This is a genomic window from Flavobacterium resistens (assembly GCF_900182645.1).
GTDB classification, from domain to species: domain Bacteria; phylum Bacteroidota; class Bacteroidia; order Flavobacteriales; family Flavobacteriaceae; genus Flavobacterium; species Flavobacterium resistens.
In genome coordinates this window covers 752,482-768,888 of the sequence record NZ_FXTA01000003.1, presented here as the reverse complement: position 1 = coordinate 768,888, position 16,407 = coordinate 752,482, and the positions used below count along the sequence as shown (strand labels likewise).

At 33.3% G+C, this 16,407-nt stretch carries 18 protein-coding genes and 1 tRNA gene; 7 read left to right on the top strand and 12 right to left on the bottom strand.

Annotated features, from left to right (window positions below):
* Nucleotides 1-4: 4 nt before the first annotated feature.
* The 8 genes from FN795_RS14700 to dnaA form a co-directional block, all read right to left on the bottom strand.
* Complete coding sequence (locus tag FN795_RS14700; protein ID WP_035648023.1) at nt 5-337, bottom strand: FtsB family cell division protein; 333 nt, start codon at nt 335-337, stop codon at nt 5-7.
* 108 nt (nt 338-445) lie between these two features.
* Nucleotides 446-1,054, bottom strand: a complete 609-nt coding sequence (gene udk / locus FN795_RS14695) for a uridine kinase (RefSeq protein ID WP_008467967.1) — start codon at nt 1,052-1,054, stop codon at nt 446-448.
* Between the two features lie 274 nt (nt 1,055-1,328).
* Nucleotides 1,329-2,210, bottom strand: a complete 882-nt coding sequence (locus FN795_RS14690; RefSeq protein ID WP_026727944.1) for an SDR family oxidoreductase — start codon at nt 2,208-2,210, stop codon at nt 1,329-1,331.
* 74 nt (nt 2,211-2,284) lie between these two features.
* On the bottom strand, nt 2,285-3,412 hold the full coding sequence (locus FN795_RS14685; protein ID WP_142451285.1) for a methionine aminotransferase: 1,128 nt from the start codon (nt 3,410-3,412) through the stop codon (nt 2,285-2,287).
* Nucleotides 3,413-3,472: 60 nt separating this feature from the next.
* On the bottom strand, nt 3,473-3,970 hold the full coding sequence (locus tag FN795_RS14680) for an energy transducer TonB (RefSeq protein ID WP_142451284.1): 498 nt from the start codon (nt 3,968-3,970) through the stop codon (nt 3,473-3,475).
* A 21-nt stretch (nt 3,971-3,991) separates the two neighbouring features.
* Nucleotides 3,992-4,705: an SAM-dependent methyltransferase gene (locus tag FN795_RS14675; RefSeq protein WP_142451283.1), complete on the bottom strand. Its 714-nt coding sequence runs from the start codon at nt 4,703-4,705 to the stop codon at nt 3,992-3,994.
* Between the two features lie 65 nt (nt 4,706-4,770).
* A complete protein-coding gene (locus FN795_RS14670) occupies nt 4,771-5,238 on the bottom strand; it encodes a low molecular weight protein-tyrosine-phosphatase (RefSeq protein ID WP_142451282.1) in 468 nt (155 codons plus the stop codon).
* 9 nt (nt 5,239-5,247) lie between these two features.
* Nucleotides 5,248-6,675, bottom strand: a complete 1,428-nt coding sequence (dnaA, locus tag FN795_RS14665) for a chromosomal replication initiator protein DnaA (protein WP_142451281.1) — start codon at nt 6,673-6,675, stop codon at nt 5,248-5,250.
* A gap of 186 nt (nt 6,676-6,861) precedes the next feature.
* Here dnaA and FN795_RS14660 point away from each other — a divergent pair, with 186 nt between their 5' ends.
* Nucleotides 6,862-7,266, top strand: coding sequence for an acyl-CoA thioesterase (locus FN795_RS14660; RefSeq protein WP_142451280.1), 405 nt, complete (start codon nt 6,862-6,864; stop codon nt 7,264-7,266).
* A 31-nt stretch (nt 7,267-7,297) separates the two neighbouring features.
* On the opposite strand, the gene FN795_RS14655 is transcribed toward FN795_RS14660, so the two are convergent.
* From FN795_RS14655 to ribD, 3 genes are read right to left on the bottom strand one after another with little or no spacing between them, the layout of a single operon-like run.
* Nucleotides 7,298-7,930 carry an IMPACT family protein gene (locus FN795_RS14655; protein ID WP_142451279.1) on the bottom strand — a complete coding sequence of 211 codons (633 nt, stop codon included), beginning with the start codon at nt 7,928-7,930 and terminating at the stop codon, nt 7,298-7,300.
* Nucleotides 7,931-7,941: 11 nt separating this feature from the next.
* A complete protein-coding gene (locus FN795_RS14650; protein WP_142451278.1) occupies nt 7,942-8,544 on the bottom strand; it encodes an HAD family hydrolase in 603 nt (200 codons plus the stop codon).
* Nucleotides 8,537-9,586, bottom strand: a complete 1,050-nt coding sequence (gene ribD / locus FN795_RS14645; RefSeq protein ID WP_142451277.1) for a bifunctional diaminohydroxyphosphoribosylaminopyrimidine deaminase/5-amino-6-(5-phosphoribosylamino)uracil reductase RibD — start codon at nt 9,584-9,586, stop codon at nt 8,537-8,539. The genes FN795_RS14650 and ribD overlap by 8 nt, the downstream gene beginning before the upstream one ends.
* A gap of 109 nt (nt 9,587-9,695) precedes the next feature.
* On the opposite strand from ribD, the gene FN795_RS14640 reads away from it, so the two are divergent.
* Both FN795_RS14640 and prmC read left to right on the top strand, forming a co-directional pair.
* Entirely contained in the window at nt 9,696-10,181 is a 486-nt protein-coding gene (locus FN795_RS14640; protein WP_142451276.1) for a GNAT family N-acetyltransferase, read from the top strand.
* A gap of 84 nt (nt 10,182-10,265) precedes the next feature.
* Nucleotides 10,266-11,114, top strand: coding sequence for a peptide chain release factor N(5)-glutamine methyltransferase (prmC, locus tag FN795_RS14635; RefSeq protein ID WP_142451275.1), 849 nt, complete (start codon nt 10,266-10,268; stop codon nt 11,112-11,114).
* A gap of 48 nt (nt 11,115-11,162) precedes the next feature.
* Here prmC and FN795_RS14630 read toward each other — a convergent pair whose 3' ends face one another.
* On the bottom strand, nt 11,163-12,407 hold the full coding sequence (locus tag FN795_RS14630; protein ID WP_035648001.1) for an ABC transporter permease: 1,245 nt from the start codon (nt 12,405-12,407) through the stop codon (nt 11,163-11,165).
* A 177-nt stretch (nt 12,408-12,584) separates the two neighbouring features.
* Between FN795_RS14630 and hisS the strand changes: the two genes are divergently transcribed.
* The 4 genes from hisS to dnaJ all read left to right on the top strand — a co-directional run bounded on the left by hisS (nt 12,585) and on the right by dnaJ (nt 16,273).
* Entirely contained in the window at nt 12,585-14,012 is a 1,428-nt protein-coding gene (gene hisS / locus FN795_RS14625; protein WP_142451274.1) for a histidine--tRNA ligase, read from the top strand.
* 120 nt (nt 14,013-14,132) lie between these two features.
* Nucleotides 14,133-14,203: transfer RNA gene (locus FN795_RS14620), tRNA-Trp, on the top strand.
* 309 nt (nt 14,204-14,512) lie between these two features.
* Nucleotides 14,513-15,091: a nucleotide exchange factor GrpE gene (locus FN795_RS14615; protein WP_035647996.1), complete on the top strand. Its 579-nt coding sequence runs from the start codon at nt 14,513-14,515 to the stop codon at nt 15,089-15,091.
* Nucleotides 15,092-15,163: 72 nt separating this feature from the next.
* The gene (gene dnaJ / locus FN795_RS14610; protein ID WP_142451273.1) at nt 15,164-16,273 is read left to right on the top strand and encodes a molecular chaperone DnaJ; all 1,110 of its coding nucleotides are present in this window, start codon (nt 15,164-15,166) and stop codon (nt 16,271-16,273) included.
* The last annotated feature ends 134 nt before the right edge of the window (nt 16,274-16,407 follow it).

Sequence of the window (16,407 nt, the reverse complement as noted above, 5' to 3'; positions counted from 1 at the left end):
GTGATTATTCTTGTTCTTGAATTGTGTCTCCTTCAAAGTGAATGATATAAATATCTTCACTGTCTTTTTTCATAAAATACTTTTCGCGAGCATATTTTTCTATTTGTTCAGGATTTTTAAGTTGTTTGATCTGTTCCTGATCCTTTTTTATTTCGTCCTGATAGTATTTTTTATTGTCTTGAAGCTCATTGATTTGTCCATCCAGAAAACGATGGTCAAAATAGGAGTAATTGTCTAAAAATAACATCCAGACGATAAAAAACAGCAATACCCAAACATATTTGTTACCCAAATATTTGAACCATTTTTTGTCTTTGTATGGATTTTTGAATTTCATATAAGATTGTTTCTTTTGAATATGATTGGTTTTTTAGACATCATAAAAAGCAATCCCGAAAATTATCGGGAAACTTTCTTTTTTATGGTTTAAATTTACAATAAAAAATTATGAAATTCGCTGATTAATTACGGCACGAACTACATCAATTGCTACAGTATTGTATTTATCATTTGGAATAATAATGTCTGCAAAAGCCTTTGATGGTTCTATAAATTGCTCATGCATAGGTTTTAAAGTAGTTTGATAACGGTTTAAAACCTCGTCAATATCGCGTCCGCGTTCTGAAATATCTCTTTTTAAACGACGGATTAATCTTTCGTCAGAATCAGCATGAACAAAGATTTTAATGTCAAACATATCCCGAAGTTCAGGATTTGTTAAAATTAAAATTCCTTCAACAATCATTACTTTTCTTGGATGTGTCGAAACCGTATCGTCGGTTCTGTTATGCTGAATGAAAGAATATACAGGCTGATCGATTGTTTCGCCGGCTTTTAAAGCTTTTAAATGTTTAACCAATAATTCAAAATCAATCGCGCGCGGGTGATCAAAGTTGATTAATGCTCTTTCGTCAAAAGATAAATTATCGGTTTGTTTGTAATACGAATCCTGAGAAATTACGCCAACTTCAGTGTCTGGTAATTCATTCATGATTTGGTGTACTACCGTTGTTTTTCCACTTCCTGTTCCTCCTGCAAGTCCAATAATGAGCATAAAATTTTTGTTTGATATTTGTTTGGCAAAATTAATAATTTACCTGAATTGTTAAACATTTAAAATGATTTAACCATATAAGTAATATAAGTAAAATTAAGATGCAATATATTTAAGCAGAATGCTATTTAACTGAATTTATATTACTTATATGGTTAAATGATTATCACTTATATGGTGAAAAACATAAAAAAAATCCCGAAAGTAAACCTTCGGGATTTCGTGCAGTCAGTATAGTTTTTAAAAATATTCTGAATTTAGTAAGCACTTGTAATTATTTATTCTTTTTTGCTTTAATCATCATTTCAAGCTGATCCCAAAGTTCTTCCGGAATTGCTTCTAATAAGTTGAATTGTCCAGCACCTTTTAGCCATTCACCTCCGTCGATTGTAATTACATCTCCGTTCACGTAAGCAGAAAAATCAGAAACTAAATAAGCAGCCAAATTGGCTAATTCCTGATGATCTCCAACACGTTTCAAAGGTACTTTTTTAGCCATATCGAATTTCTCAGAAAGATCTCCTGGTAATAATCTGTCCCAAGCACCTTTTGTTGGAAATGGCCCCGGAGCAATCGCATTCGAACGAATTCCGTATTTCGCCCATTCTACAGCAAGACTTCTTGTCATGGCCAAAACTCCTGCTTTTGCAGTTGCACTTGGTACTACATATGCCGAACCAGTCCAAGCATAAGTCGTTACGATATTTAAAATTGTAGCCGATGTTTGTTTCGTATCAATCCAATGTTTTCCAAAAGCAAGCGTACAGTTTTTAGATCCTTTAAGTACAATATCTATAACAGTATCAAATGCATTTGCTGATAAACGTTCAGTTGGTGAAATGAAATTTCCTGCCGCATTGTTTAAAAGAACATCCACTTTTCCGAAAACTTTTAAAGTTTCCTGAAGCATATTTTCTACTTCTTCATAATGGCGTACGTCGCACTGAAGCGGTAAACATTTTCCGCCAGTTTCGCTTTCCAATTCTGAAGCTGTTGTTTTTAATTTTTCTAAATCTCTTGAAGTAATCGCTACCTGAGCGCCTAATTCTAAGAAATATTTCGTCATTGCTTTTCCTAAACCGCTTCCGCCCCCAGTAACTACAATGACTTTGCCTTTTAAGGCATCATCGCGCAACATTTTATCTGTATAGCTCATACTTTTCTTTTTTTACAATATTAATTAAAAAAATAGGATGCACGCATAATATTGTTATAAAATTTTGATAAACTTTATATTTGACAAAGTTTTTTTGCGGCAGATTCAAGCGTAAAATTATCTTTTGCGAAACAGAAACGAATCAATTTCTGGTCTTTATGATCGGAATAAAAAGTTGAAATCGGAATTGCTGCAACGCCATGATTAATGATAAGATTTTTACAGAAAGTAACATCGTCTTCATCTGAAATATTGGCATAAGACGCAACCTGAAAATAGGTTCCTTCACAAGGCTTTAATTCAAAACGGCTGTTTTGAAGCAGTTTTTGAAAATAATCTCGTTTTTCCTGATAGAATTTTCCAAGTAAATTTACATCGACAACATCTAAATATTCACTGATAGCAAATTGTGAAATACTGTTGACACTGAAAACCAAAAATTGATGTACTTTTTTGATTTCTTTCATTAAATATTCAGGTGCAATGGTGTAGCCAATTTTCCAGCCTGTAATATGAAATGATTTTCCGAAAGAGGAAACCATTACGCATCGATCGATAAGAAAGCTTTTTGTATGTGCCGAAATATGTTTTTCTTCAAAAGTAATGTATTCATAAACTTCGTCTGATAAAACAATAATGTCAGGATATTTCTCAAGAAGATTTTTTAGCTGAATAAAATCATTTTCAGTTAAAATTTTACCAGTCGGATTATGCGGATTGTTTATGATAATCATTCTGCTTTTTGAAGAGCAGGCTTTTTCAATCGTTTCCCAATTTGGAGTATAATCATCATTTAATGCCACACGAACTGGTTTTGCTTTACAGAGTAAAACAGGAGATTCATAAGAATCATAACTCGGATCGAGAATAATTACTTCATCATTTTCTTTTACCAAAGCCAAAATTGTGGTGAAAATTCCTTGAGTTGCTCCGGCTGTAACCAAAAGTTCTGTTTCAGGATTAATAATTCTATTATAAGAATCCTTAGTCAATTTTGCAATTTTGTTCATCAATGGCGGATAACCGGCCATTGGTGTATATTGATGTACATTTTCTTTTGATAATCTGGTGACAATATCTGTCAGTCTTTCGTCAACAGGAAAATTTGGAAATCCCTGCGAAAGATTTATAGCATTGTATTCAGTTGCCATTTTGGACATTACCGTAAAGATGCTTGTCGTTATGTTTGGAAGTTTACTCATGATAAAGTTTGATTTGGGGAAAACTTGTGAGTGTAATATGGATAATTTAATTGAGCTAAATTATTTTAGGACTAATGGGACTGAAAATAAAGCTCTTATTTTTTTGCCATTATGTTCACCGGGAATCCATTTTGGGCATATTTTTAGAACACGGATTGCTTCAGCTCCTGTTTCGTAACCTGCATCTCTAAGGACTTTTATGTCACTTAGTGAGCCATCTTTTTCAACGATAAACATTACGTAGATTTTTTTTCCTTTTATGTTAATAGCTCCTTCGGGAGATTTAAAATTTTCATCAACAAATGCAAAGAATTTGTCATATCCGCCAGGGAAGTCTGGTCTAACGTCTATGCCTGCAGTGTTGTAGATAGTATTATCCTCGCTGTTTGTTGTTGCCGAACTACCTACGGGTTCATCTATCGTTATGATTGTATCAGTATTGCTGTTTTTTGTTTTGATAGATGTCTCCGAACTTTTTGTTTTAGAGTTCGACGTATTGCTTTGTGAAAATATATTTTGTGCAAAGCAAATTAAAACAAGGAGAATAAATTTTTTCATTAGGTTGGTTTTAGAGTTAGTTTACATTTTATGGATAATAAAAATCGTAGGGCGTTTATCAATATCAATTTTTAATTTTTTCCAATCCGACACTTTCAAGGTCTTGATGAATTCTGTTGGTAAAGTAATATCTGTTGCAATACATAAATGTGTCGACGGATTTAAAATCTGCAAAAGATCTTCAATTAATTTATTGTTTCTATACGGCGTTTCAATAAAAATCTGAGATTGATTTTTGTCTTGAGATAATCTTTCAAAATGTCTTAATGCCGATTTTTTTTCGTCTTTATCAATTGGCAAATAACCATTAAAAGTAAAACTTTGACCGTTCATTCCAGAAGCCATCATGGCCAATAGGATAGAAGAAGGGCCAACCAACGGAACAACCTGGATTCCTTTTTCATGCGCCAATTTTACAATCACAGCACCCGGATCAGCGACACCTGGACAGCCTGCTTCGCTCATTAATCCCATATTTTTTCCTTCTAATAAAGGCTTTATGAATTCCAAATGCTCGCTTGGTTCGGTGCGTTTGTTTAAAGTGAAAAGAACTAATTCTGATTGTTTTTTCTCGGGATAAACTGCTTTAATTGATTTTCTGGCAGTTTTATCATTTTCAACAATGTAATGATCTATAAGTTCGATACTTCTTTTTACTGTCTGAGGTAAAACATCCATTGGATCGCTTTCGCCCATTGTAGTTGGAATTAAATATAGTTTTCCTAGAAGTTTCATTTTGAGATATTTTAAATTAAAAAAGAAAATGTATTTCAATTATTTATAAATAACTGAAATACAAATTATGAATGCTTTTCGATAAGTTTTTTAGCGATTATGTCTGCGACTTCATCCAACATTTGGTAAACATTGTCAAAACCATTTACTGCTCCGTAATATGGGTCTGGAACATCGACATTTTCATCAGGAAATAATTCGTTCAGAATTAGATTGACTTTGTTTTTGTGTTCAGGAGTTTTGGCAAGATGAATCACATCGCGGTAATTCGAATTATCCATCACGTAGATATAATCAAATTCGTCAAAATCTGAAGATTTGAATTGTCTTCCTCTTTGATTGTCAATGGATAATCCGTTTTTTTGAGCAACAGCAATCGAACGTTTGTCGGGTGCGTGTCCTACATGCCAAGATCCAGTTCCGGCTGAATCAACTATAAATTTGTCTTTTGGTAATTTAGATGCCAGAATACCTTCAGCTAAAGGTGATCTGCAAATATTCCCCAAACAAACCATTAAGATTTTTACTGGCATGATTCGCGTTTATAGCGTTAATTTTTTGTTGATGTCTTCGACAAATTTCTTGAATTGTTTGTCTGTAGAAACTAAGTTGTCAACGGTTTTACAAGCGTGTAAAACGGTAGCGTGATCACGATCTCCAATTTGTGAACCAATGTTTGCCAAAGATGCTTTAGTGAATTTCTTTGCAAAAAACATGGCCAATTGTCTCGCTTGTACAACGTGCCTTTTTCTGGTTTTAGATTGAAGTGTTTCAATATCTAACTGGAAATAATCAGAAACAATTTTCTGAATATAATCGATAGAGATTTCTCTCTTTACGTTTTTAACAAATTTCTCTACAACGTTTTTTGCAAGTTCGATTGTAACTTCTTTTTTGTTGAAAGAAGACTGAGCGATTAATGAAATTATTGCGCCTTCAAGCTCACGAACATTGGTTTTGATATTTCGGGCAACATATTCTAAAATGTCTTCCGGCATATCAACACCATCGCGGTATAAAATGTTTTTTAAGATAGAAATACGAGTTTCGTAGTCTGGTTGATGTAATTCTGCGGATAATCCCCATTTAAAACGAGATAACAAGCGTTGTTCGATATCCTGCATATCAACAGGTGCTTTGTCCGAAGTTAAAATTACCTGTTTTCCGTTTTGGTGTAAGTAATTAAAAATGTGGAAGAAAACATCCTGAGTTCCAGATTTTCCAGATAAAAACTGAACGTCATCAATAATCAAAACGTCAATCAACTGATAAAAATGAATGAAATCATTACGATTATTCTTTTTAACAGAATCAATATATTGTTGTGTGAAAATCTCGGCAGAAATATATAAAACCGTTTTTTCAGGATATTTGTCTTTTACTTCAACACCAATAGCGTGTGCCAAGTGTGTTTTTCCTAAACCAACTCCACCAAAAATTAATAACGGATTAAATGAAGTTCCTCCAGGTTTATTGGCTACAGCCATCCCTGCAGAACGCGCCAAACGGTTTGAGTCTCCTTCAAGGAAATTATCAAAACTATAATTTGGGTTTAACTGAGATTCAATTTTCAGGTTTCTGATTCCCGGAATTACAAAAGGATTTTTAAGTTCTGGATTTAAGTTTTTAAACGGAGCATCAACCTCTTGCGGTTTCATAGGTACTCTGTTGGAACTTGGCAGCTGCTCGGTAAACGGCTGTTTGTTTCCATAAGTGTTTTCCATTTTAATTTTATAGAGTAACTTTGCGTTTTTTCCTAGTTCTTTGGTAAGCGCAACTTTCAATAATTTAACGTAGTGTTCTTCTAGCCATTCGTAGAAGAATTTACTTGGTACCTGAATATATAATGCGTTGTCGGTTAGCTCAACTGATTTGATTGGTTCGAACCAAGTTTTGTAAGCTTGATCTTGAATATTGTCTTTTATAAAGGACAAACAGTTTTCCCATACCGATTGAGCAGTTTTAGTCATAGATTCAGATAAGTTTTTTATTATTGATAAAGATTCTCCTAATAAAAATGGAGTAAAATTTTTCCGTATTTCGGGATAACAAATATGTGAACAAATTTCTGTAAAAAAAAATATTTTGGGTCTAATTTTATAAAAAAAAAGTTGTAAGTGAACTTTAGGAATTTAATTTTTTTTAATCTATAAATAATGAAAAATCATCAAACGCAAGTGCGTGTTCGTTACTCAGAAACTGACCAAATGGGAGTTGTTTATCACGGAAATTATGTGCCCTATTTTGAGATTGGACGCGTGGAATGGCTTAGAAATAAAGGGATTTCGTACGCTAGCATGGAAGAAAGCGGAATTGGACTCCCGATTGTTTCGATGCAAATCAATTATAAAAAATCGGCGCGTTACGATGAACTTCTTACAATTCATACAACCTTTAAAAGTCAGTCTTCTGTTAAGATTGAATTCGACTGTGAGATCTTTAACGAAGCGGGTGAGTTATTAACAACAGCAGTATTTATTTTAGTATTTATTTCGTTAAAAACAGGTCGTCCAACAGCACCTCCAGATTACATTTTAGAATTATTTAAAACATTGGAATAATTGTTAAAACAGGGTGTGTTTTAATATTAATTTATACAATTTTAATATCGATTTCAAACATTAAATCAAAAATGTCGAATACTGATTCGGCATTTTTTTTACGTGTTTTTGTGATTATTTTGCCAATTGGGAGGCCGGAATTTTCATCGATTTCCATTTCCTGAGAAGTGATTTCGAGTTTTTTTTCCTTGATAACTCGCATCACTTTATTCATATTTTTGTAATCAAAAGAGATTAAAAAATGAACATCAATTGTTTTTTCGACAATTTCACAAACTTCAAGCGTCATTTGTGCGGTAGTTCGATAAGCCGAAATCAAACCTCCAACACCTAATTTTACTCCGCCAAAAATACGAACTACAACAACAAGAATATTTGTCACGCCAAAAGACTGAATTTGTCCATAGATAGGAGCGCCCGCAGTATTGCTGGGTTCACCGTCGTCATTTGCGCGATACGATATTTTTGGAGCTGTTCCTAATTGATACGCATAACAATAATGTACAGCATGCGGATGCAGTTTTTTTAAGTCTTCAATAATAGGTTTTACTTCGTCTTCGCTTTCAATAGGGAATGCGTAGCCAAAGAATTTGCTTCCTTTTTCCTTAAAAAGCACTTCTTCAGATTCAAATGCAATGGTTTGATAAGTGTCGCTGTATTCCAAAAGTAATTTTTCTAAAGTAAATTTTTATCAAATAACTGAATAACATCTTCCTGTCCAACTTGCAAATTCCAAACTTTTAAACCTAAAGCTGCGGCAGCGTCTGTGTTTTCTTTTTTATCGTCAACAAATAACGTTTGCTCCGGAATTAAATTATGTTCGTCAATTAAATGTTGATAAGAATTTGCATTGGGTTTACGTTTTCTAATTTCAAATGAAAAATGAACTTTTTCAAAACAATTGTAGAAATCAGTATAAAAAGGTTTGCCTACAGTTTTTTCAAAAGTGGCAATGTGAATGGCGTCAGTATTGCTCAAAAGAAACAAACGGTATTTTTTTGAAAGCTCTTTTAAAAATTCTAATCGATAAACTGGGAAATCAGCTAAAACAGCATTCCAGGCTTCCAGAATTTCTTCAATAGAAGCATTTGGAAGTTCTTTCTGAAATCCATCTAAAAAATCTTCGTACGAAACATCACCAGTTTCGTATAATAAATTCAAACGATCCATTTCTGAACTCCATTCAGTCATTCCTAATTTTTTCAATCCTGAAATAGTTCCTTGTTTGTCTAAATTGATAAAAATATCGCCAAAGTCAAAAATTATCGTATCAATCATGGTTTCTAATGTATAGTAATTCGTCGTTTTGAATACTTGTTTTTAAAACATTGCTTTTCTGAATTATTGGTGCTTTTACACCTTTTTCAAAAATGGTTGTTCCAATAAAAATTCGGGCTTCGTTCCATAAATCCGAATCTATAAAAGATTGCAAAGTTTGTCTTCCACCTTCAATAATAACAGATTGAATTTGATGCTGATGTAAAACGTCCAAAATCTGAGAAATTGCATTTTCATTAAAATCAATTTTCTCAAAAATGATGTTTTCGGTAGAAATATTGTTTTCTGATTTAGAAAATACAATTGTTTTTACACTGTCATCAAAAACAAAGCTGTCTTTTGAAATTCGGTTATTCTGATCTAAAACCACGCGAACTGGATTGTTCCCTGACCAATCTCTGGCATTTAATTTCGGATTGTCGTCAATAACCGTTTGCGTTCCTACTAAAATCGCTTGTTCTTCACTTCGCCATTTATGAACTAATTGTCTCGAATATTGATTCGTAATCCAAATTGGTTTGCGTTTTTGGCCGATTTCTTTTTCAGGCGCTAAAAATCCATCTTGGCTTTCGGCCCATTTCAATATAATATAAGGTCTCTTTTTTTGATGAAAAGTAAAAAAGCGCTTATTGAGTTCGTTGCATTCCTCTTCTAAAACTCCAACAGTAACATTTATGCCGTTTTCAATTAGTTTTTTAATTCCTCTTCCTGCCACTTTTTCATTTGGGTCGACGGTTCCAACAACGACATTCGGAATTTTATTTGCAATAATTAAATCACAACAAGGAGGTGTTTTTCCAAAGTGGCTGCAAGGTTCCAGGCTTACATAAATGGTAGCTTTTTTTAGCAGCGATTTGTCTTTTACAGATTGCACGGCATTAACTTCGGCATGAGGTTCGCCGGCTTTTTTGTGCCAGCCTTCGCCAATTATTTTGCCTTCATGAACAATTACGCTTCCCACCATCGGATTTGGATAAGTGGTTCCAAAACCGTTTTGAGCAAGTTCAATGCAACGTTTTATGTATTTTTCATGTGTATTCACGGGGCAAAAATAATCATTTTTGACTTTAATCCCGATAGTTAACAGTATAGTTGAGAAACTATCGGAAAAGTATTTTTACTTTTGTAGATATATTACCGAATAACGAAACATGAAAGATTACATAATCCGAGCAATTAAAAAAGAAGATAACAAGGCAGTAGCACAATTAATACGTTCCGTTTTTGATGAAATGGAAATTCCAAAAGTAGGGACAGCGTATGCAGATCCATATCTTGATTTGATGTTTGAAGAATACAATAAACCAAGATCTGTTTATTTTGTGGTTGAAAATGAAGGAGAAATAGTAGGTTGTTGTGGTATTGCACCTTTAGAAAATGGTGCTTCAGAAATTTGCGAATTGCAAAAAATGTATTTTTCGCCTAAAACACGAGGTTTAGGAATTGGTAGTGAAATGATGGAGAAATGCCTACAGGAAGCGAGAAATTTTGGATTTGAAAAATGTTATATTGAAACGATGCCTTTTATGCATGCAGCTCAAAAATTATATAAAAAATCAGGTTTTGAATATTTAGATGCTCCGTTAGGATGTACTGGACACAGTTCTTGCCCGGTTTGGATGTTGAAAGTTTTGTAAAATCTTGTAACAAATTAGATTTTTCAATACTTATTTGAAAGAAAAATCAGCTTTTGCTGAATAAAAATTACTCAGAGATCAGAAATGAAAATTAAACAATACCGCACTCAGTTTATAAAAGAATTATCGCCTTTATATGATGCATACGAAGCGGAGAGTTTTTTCTATTTAATTCTAGAAGACAAACATAAATTGCGCCAGATTGATTTGGCTTTAAATCATGAACTGAATTTTTCTGAAAAGGATTTTGTGGTTTGGGACTCACTATTGGATGACTTAAAAAACGAAGTTCCGATTCAGTATTTGCTCGGTAAAACGAGTTTTTATGGTTTGGATTTCGAAGTGAATGAAAATGTCTTGATTCCGAGGCCTGAAACCGAAGAATTGGTAGAGTGGATTATTAATGAAAATAAAGGAAGTTCTAAAGAAATTAAAATTTTAGATATCGGGACAGGGAGTGGTTGTATTGCAATTTCGCTGGCTAAAAATATTCCAAATGCAAAAGTTTACGCAATTGATGTTTCTAAAAAAGCGTTAGAAACAGCAAAAAGAAATGCCATAAACAATAATGTCGAGGTAACTTTTATGCTCAAGAATATTTTAGAATTAGAGATATTGAAATCTGATTATGATATCATTGTCTCAAATCCGCCTTATGTTCGGAATTTGGAAAAGGTTGAAATCAAAAAGAATGTTTTGGATTTTGAACCACATCTGGCTCTGTTTGTTGATGATAACGATGCGTTGATTTTTTACAGAAAAATTGCTGAACTAGCCAAAAAAAATCTTTTGGAAAAAGGACAATTGTATTTTGAAATCAATCAGTATTTAGGAAAAGAAATGAACGATTTACTGGAAAAAATGAATTTCAAAAATATCGAACTCCGAAAAGATATTTACGATAATGATCGAATGATTAAAGGGAATATTTAAGTTTACAGTCTTATTTTTCAGTAAGTAAAGACTGTAAACTATGACTAATTATTCGTAACGCAGCGCTTCAATCGGATCTAACTTAGAAGCTTTGATTGCAGGATATAATCCAGAAACAATTGCAACAGTAAAACTAGTTGCAAACGCTGCAAAAATAGCGCCCCACGGAATAACGAATGCAAAATTCATTGCAGTTGCAATGGCAAAACCAAGCAAAATCCCAATTATAATTCCGACCAATCCGCCAATTTGCCCAATCAATAATGTTTCGATAAAAAACTGAGTAGAAATAGTTGTTTTTGTAGCACCTAAAGCTTTACGAACACCAATTTCGCGAGTACGTTCTGTAACTGAAACAATCATAATATTCATTAAAGCGATTGATGAACCTAGAATTGTTATAATAGAAATAATCCAAGATGCCCAGCCTAAATATTGTGTAATTCCAAGAATTCTATTTATCAAATCATCGCTTCGACCCATTCCAAAATTATTATCGCGAACAGGATTTAATTTGCGAACTCGTCGCATAACACTCGTTGCATTGTCAATTGCAGGATCTAAAAGTTCTTTTTTAGAAACCATGACACTAATGGTATAATTGATATTTGGTGCTGTAAATAAAGAACGTGCAACTTGAATTGGAATCAAAACACGCAAGTCCTGACTATTTCCAAAAGTTGATCCTTTTTCCTTTAATACCCCAATTACTTTAAAACGTGCGCCTCTTATTGAAATGATTTTGTCAATTGGATTTACATCTTTTAATAATCCTTTTTCAAAATCAGAACCTACAATGCAAGAATAAGTATTGTTATCAATATCAAATTGATTGAAAGAACGGCCTAATGTAGTTTCAAGACCTGAATTTGATATAAAATGTTCATCAACACCAAGGATTTTTATTTCCGGATCTGTTTTTTCGCCTAGAAATTTAACTTCAGCTTTTGATGTTGCAGTAAAAGAAAGAGAAGTTTCAGTAAACGGATATTTGTATTTATTTTTAAAAGCAACGGCTTCAGGATATGAAATAATCGGATTTATGATTTCGCGCTCTTTTCCGCCTCGGTTCTTAAGGTTGTTTTCGTATTGATTGATGTTGAATGTATTGGCGCCCATTGAAGCAAAATTGGTCGAAACTGTATGTTCGAGTGCTGTTACAACGGTCAAAATCCCAACCAAAGCGGTAATTCCGATAGCAATAATTAATACGGTAAGAATGGTTCGAAGAATTTGTGTTTTGATGGAACCAAAAGCAATTCGGATATTTTCTTTAAATAATTTTAGCATCATGACCAATTTGTCACGAAAATACGGTTTTTGTTACAAGTTTGTTTTCGAAGTGTTATTATTTATTTTAAAAAGTAAGATATTTGCAGTCGATTAGAAAGAAACAATGTCAAAGAATTTTAGGTTTTTAGAATTCAAAATAAATCTAAAATCTAAAATCAGAAATCTAAAATAAAAAAGATGGCTTCAAAACCAAGTATTCCACAAGGAACCAGAGATTTTTCACCTGCTGAGGTGTCAAAACGTCAATATATTATTCAGACGATAAAAGCTAATTTCGAGAAATTTGGTTTTCAGCCAATCGAAACGCCTTCGTTTGAAAATTCAGATACTTTGATGGGGAAATATGGAGAAGAAGGCGATCGTTTGATTTTTAAAATTCTGAATTCAGGAAACTTTTTCTTCAATAAAAATAAAATCGAATTACCAGAATCTTTAGAGGCGCTTCAAACTAATTCTGCTGAAACAATAAGTTTAGATCAGAGAATTGAATTGAATAAATTTACCGGAAGAATTTCAGAAAAAGCATTGCGATATGATTTGACAGTTCCCTTTGCCAGATACGTTGTACAGCACCAAAACGAAATTGAATTTCCATTTAAAAGATACCAGATTCAACCAGTTTGGAGAGCAGATCGCCCGCAAAAAGGACGTTACAGAGAATTTTTTCAATGTGATGCCGATGTTGTTGGTTCAAAATCATTATGGCAGGAAGTGGAATTGGTTCAATTATACGATACCGTTTTTACGTCTTTAGGTTTAGAAGACGTAACAATCAAAATTAATAACAGAAAAATATTATCTGGAATTGCTGAGGTAATTGGTGCTTCAGACAAATTAATTGATTTTACAGTTGCTCTTGATAAATTAGATAAAATCGGAGAAGACGGCGTTAAAAAAGAAATGATTGAAAAAGGAATTTCTGAAGAAGCGTTGGTAAAAGTTCAGCCACTTTTCAGTTTCAGTGGAACTTTCGCAGATAAAATTAATCAGCTTTCAGAATTATTATCTTCATCTGAAGAAGGTATGAAAGGTGTTGAAGAGCTTAAATTCATCTGCGACAATGTTGCCGATTTAGGTTTGTCGACTGCAATTTTGGATTTAGATGTGACTTTGGCTCGTGGTTTAAATTATTACACAGGAGCAATTTTTGAAGTTGCAGCTCCAAAAACAGTTTCGATAGGATCTATTGGTGGTGGCGGAAGATACGACGATTTGACTGGTATTTTTGGTTTGAAAAATATGAGCGGTGTCGGAATTTCATTTGGATTAGATAGAATTTATTTGGTTTTAGAAGAATTGCAATTGTTTCCTGAAACTGTTGCTGCGACATCAAAAGCAATTTTTATCAATTATGGAGACAAAGAAGCTTTGTATGCTTCAAAAGCAATTCAGAAATTAAGACAAGAAAATATAAAGGTGGAATTGTATCCTGATAATGTAAAAGTTGGAAAACAATTTCAGTATGCAGATAAACGTTTGATTCCGTTTGCAGTAATTGCGGGAGATCAGGAAATTGCGTCAAATACTTATGCTCTTAAAAATTTAGTGTCAGGCGAGCAGATTTCTGTAGATTTCGAAGGATTGAAAAATGCCCTGTTGGGTTAACTGTCTGTAAGAAAGGTTTTTGCTTTGAAATGCACAGATTTAAAGGGATTTCTTTTGAAATCTCTGCCTGAAATAGTTGCCAGAGAAGAAAAAAAACTTTTAATTTGCCGACCTTAAGTTACGGGCGTAGTTCAAGGGTAGAATAGCGGTCTCCAAAACCGTTGATGGGGGTTCGAATCCCTCCGCCCGTGCAAATAGAATCAAATAACAGCATAAAAAAAAGCTTCGTCTCTATAAGGCGAAGCTTTTTTTAATATAAGGTAAATTTGAATTAATAATTATTTTTGAGGCCTAAGCCAACCCTTAAATTCAATTTTGGTGTAATAATTTACGTTTTAACGACCTCAAAGATAAAACAAACTATAACGTAATAGTCTTAAAATTATAATAAAATTTTTATGTACTGCTTTCCTATTTTAAGCAGCTCATTTTTAATAAAGTGACAATTTGACATTTTAAAATATTTGGCAGTACTTTTGCAATCACAAAAAAGAATAAAAATGAAGTTTAAGAATATTTTTAAAAATAAAAGTAATATGACTACGGAAAATACAGAATTCGATCAGGAATTAGATGATGTAACGTTAGAGAACAATGCCAACGGAGAGCAGTTAATTGTTGAAGAATTAAGTGTTGAGGAGCAATTAGCTAAAGACTTGGCTCACGAAAAAGATAAGTTTTTGAGATTATTTGCTGAATTTGAAAATTACAAAAAAAGAACTTCAAAAGAGCGTCTTGAATTGTTTAAAACAGCAAACCAAGAAGTTTTATTGGCTATGCTTCCAGTTTTAGACGATTTTGACAGAGCTGCAGTAGAAATCAACAAATCTGAAGACGAAAACCTTAAAAAAGGTGTTGAGTTGATTCACGAAAAATTTAAAAACACTTTAGTTTCTAAAGGTTTAGAGCAAGTTGAAATTCAGGCAGGAGATGCATTTAATGCTGATGTTGCAGAGGCAATTACTCAAATTCCGGCTCCATCTGACAAATTGAAAGGGAAAATTGTTGATGTTATTGAAAAAGGATACAAATTAGGAGACAAAATTATTCGTTTTCCTAAAGTTGTAGTTGGAAACTAAAAAAATGCTATAAGAATTTCAAGTACATTTTTTGGATTTTGGAATTTTTAAGATTTGGAACCTAATCTAATTATGAAAAAAGATTTTTACGAAATATTAGGCATTTCAAAAAATGCTGATGCTGCCGAAATTAAAAAAGCGTACAGAAAAAGCGCTTTAAAATATCACCCTGATAAAAATCCAGGCGACAAAGAGGCAGAAGAAAACTTCAAATTGGCAGCTGAAGCTTATGAAGTTTTGAGTGATCCACAGAAAAAAGCGAAATACGATCAATATGGTCATCAGGCATTTGATGGTTCTGGCGGATTTGGCGGCGGCCATGGTGGTATGAATATGGATGACATTTTCAGCCAGTTTGGTGATATTTTTGGTGGCGGATTTGGCGGTTTCGGAGGCGGAGGTGGAGGCCCTCGCCGTGCTAAAGGAAGTAATCTTCGAATTAAAGTTAAATTGACTTTAGAAGAGATTGCAAATGGAGTTGAGAAAAAAGTAAAAGTAAAACGTAAAGTTCAGGCTAAAGGTGTAACGTATAAAACTTGTACGACTTGTAACGGTCAAGGACAAGTAATGCGTGTAACCAATACTATTTTAGGAAGAATGCAATCTGCGTCAACTTGTCCTACTTGTGGTGGTTCTGGTCAGATTTTAGATAAAAAACCTGCTGAGGCTGATGCTCAAGGTATGGTTCAGGAAGATGAAACAGTATCAATCAAAATTCCTGCGGGAGTTGTTGATGGAATGCAGTTGAAAGTTTCTAACAAAGGTAACGACGCGCCAGGAAATAGTATTCCGGGTGATTTAATTGTTGCTATTGAAGAAGTAGAACACGAATTCCTGAAACGTGAAGGTGAAAATGTTCACTTTGATTTATATATCAGTTTCCCTGAAGCAGTTTTGGGGGCTTCAAAAGATATTGAAGCAATCAACGGAAAAGTGCGTATTAAGTTAGAAGAAGGAATCCAGTCTGGAAAAATCTTAAGATTAAAAGGAAAAGGAATTCCGAGTTTAAACGGTTACGGAAGCGGAGATTTATTAGTTCACGTAAATGTTTGGACTCCAAAAACTTTAAATAAAGAGCAAAAACAATTCTTTGAAAATGCTTTAAACGACGAGCACTTTGTTCCAAGCCCAGAAAAATCAGAGAAATCATTCTTTGAAAAAGTAAAAGATATGTTCTCATAATCAGGACTTTTTCAAAATGTTTAAATAAATAGAAAAACCCATTCTAACATAATTTTAGGATGGGTTTTTTATGTAATAGTAGTAAGATTCGCTTCTAATTATTTACTTTTACAGTCGCTTAGTCATAATGGCAT

Bases quoted from the DNA above. Each gene is read 5' to 3' on its own strand.
- FN795_RS14700 (WP_035648023.1), bottom strand. From the start codon at position 337: ATGAAATTCAAAAATCCATACAAAGACAAAAAATGGTTCAAATATTTG.
- udk (WP_008467967.1), bottom strand. From the start codon at position 1,054: ATGCTCATTATTGGACTTGCAGGAGGAACAGGAAGTGGAAAAACAACG.
- FN795_RS14690 (WP_026727944.1), bottom strand. From the start codon at position 2,210: ATGAGCTATACAGATAAAATGTTGCGCGATGATGCCTTAAAAGGCAAA.
- FN795_RS14685 (WP_142451285.1), bottom strand. From the start codon at position 3,412: ATGAGTAAACTTCCAAACATAACGACAAGCATCTTTACGGTAATGTCC.
- FN795_RS14680 (WP_142451284.1), bottom strand. From the start codon at position 3,970: ATGAAAAAATTTATTCTCCTTGTTTTAATTTGCTTTGCACAAAATATA.
- FN795_RS14675 (WP_142451283.1), bottom strand. From the start codon at position 4,705: ATGAAACTTCTAGGAAAACTATATTTAATTCCAACTACAATGGGCGAA.
- FN795_RS14670 (WP_142451282.1), bottom strand. From the start codon at position 5,238: ATGCCAGTAAAAATCTTAATGGTTTGTTTGGGGAATATTTGCAGATCA.
- dnaA (WP_142451281.1), bottom strand. From the start codon at position 6,675: ATGACTAAAACTGCTCAATCGGTATGGGAAAACTGTTTGTCCTTTATA.
- FN795_RS14660 (WP_142451280.1), top strand. From the start codon at position 6,862: ATGAAAAATCATCAAACGCAAGTGCGTGTTCGTTACTCAGAAACTGAC.
- FN795_RS14650 (WP_142451278.1), bottom strand. From the start codon at position 8,544: ATGATTGATACGATAATTTTTGACTTTGGCGATATTTTTATCAATTTA.
- FN795_RS14640 (WP_142451276.1), top strand. From the start codon at position 9,696: ATGAAAGATTACATAATCCGAGCAATTAAAAAAGAAGATAACAAGGCA.
- prmC (WP_142451275.1), top strand. From the start codon at position 10,266: ATGAAAATTAAACAATACCGCACTCAGTTTATAAAAGAATTATCGCCT.
- FN795_RS14630 (WP_035648001.1), bottom strand. From the start codon at position 12,407: ATGATGCTAAAATTATTTAAAGAAAATATCCGAATTGCTTTTGGTTCC.
- hisS (WP_142451274.1), top strand. From the start codon at position 12,585: ATGGCTTCAAAACCAAGTATTCCACAAGGAACCAGAGATTTTTCACCT.
- FN795_RS14615 (WP_035647996.1), top strand. From the start codon at position 14,513: ATGAAGTTTAAGAATATTTTTAAAAATAAAAGTAATATGACTACGGAA.
- dnaJ (WP_142451273.1), top strand. From the start codon at position 15,164: ATGAAAAAAGATTTTTACGAAATATTAGGCATTTCAAAAAATGCTGAT.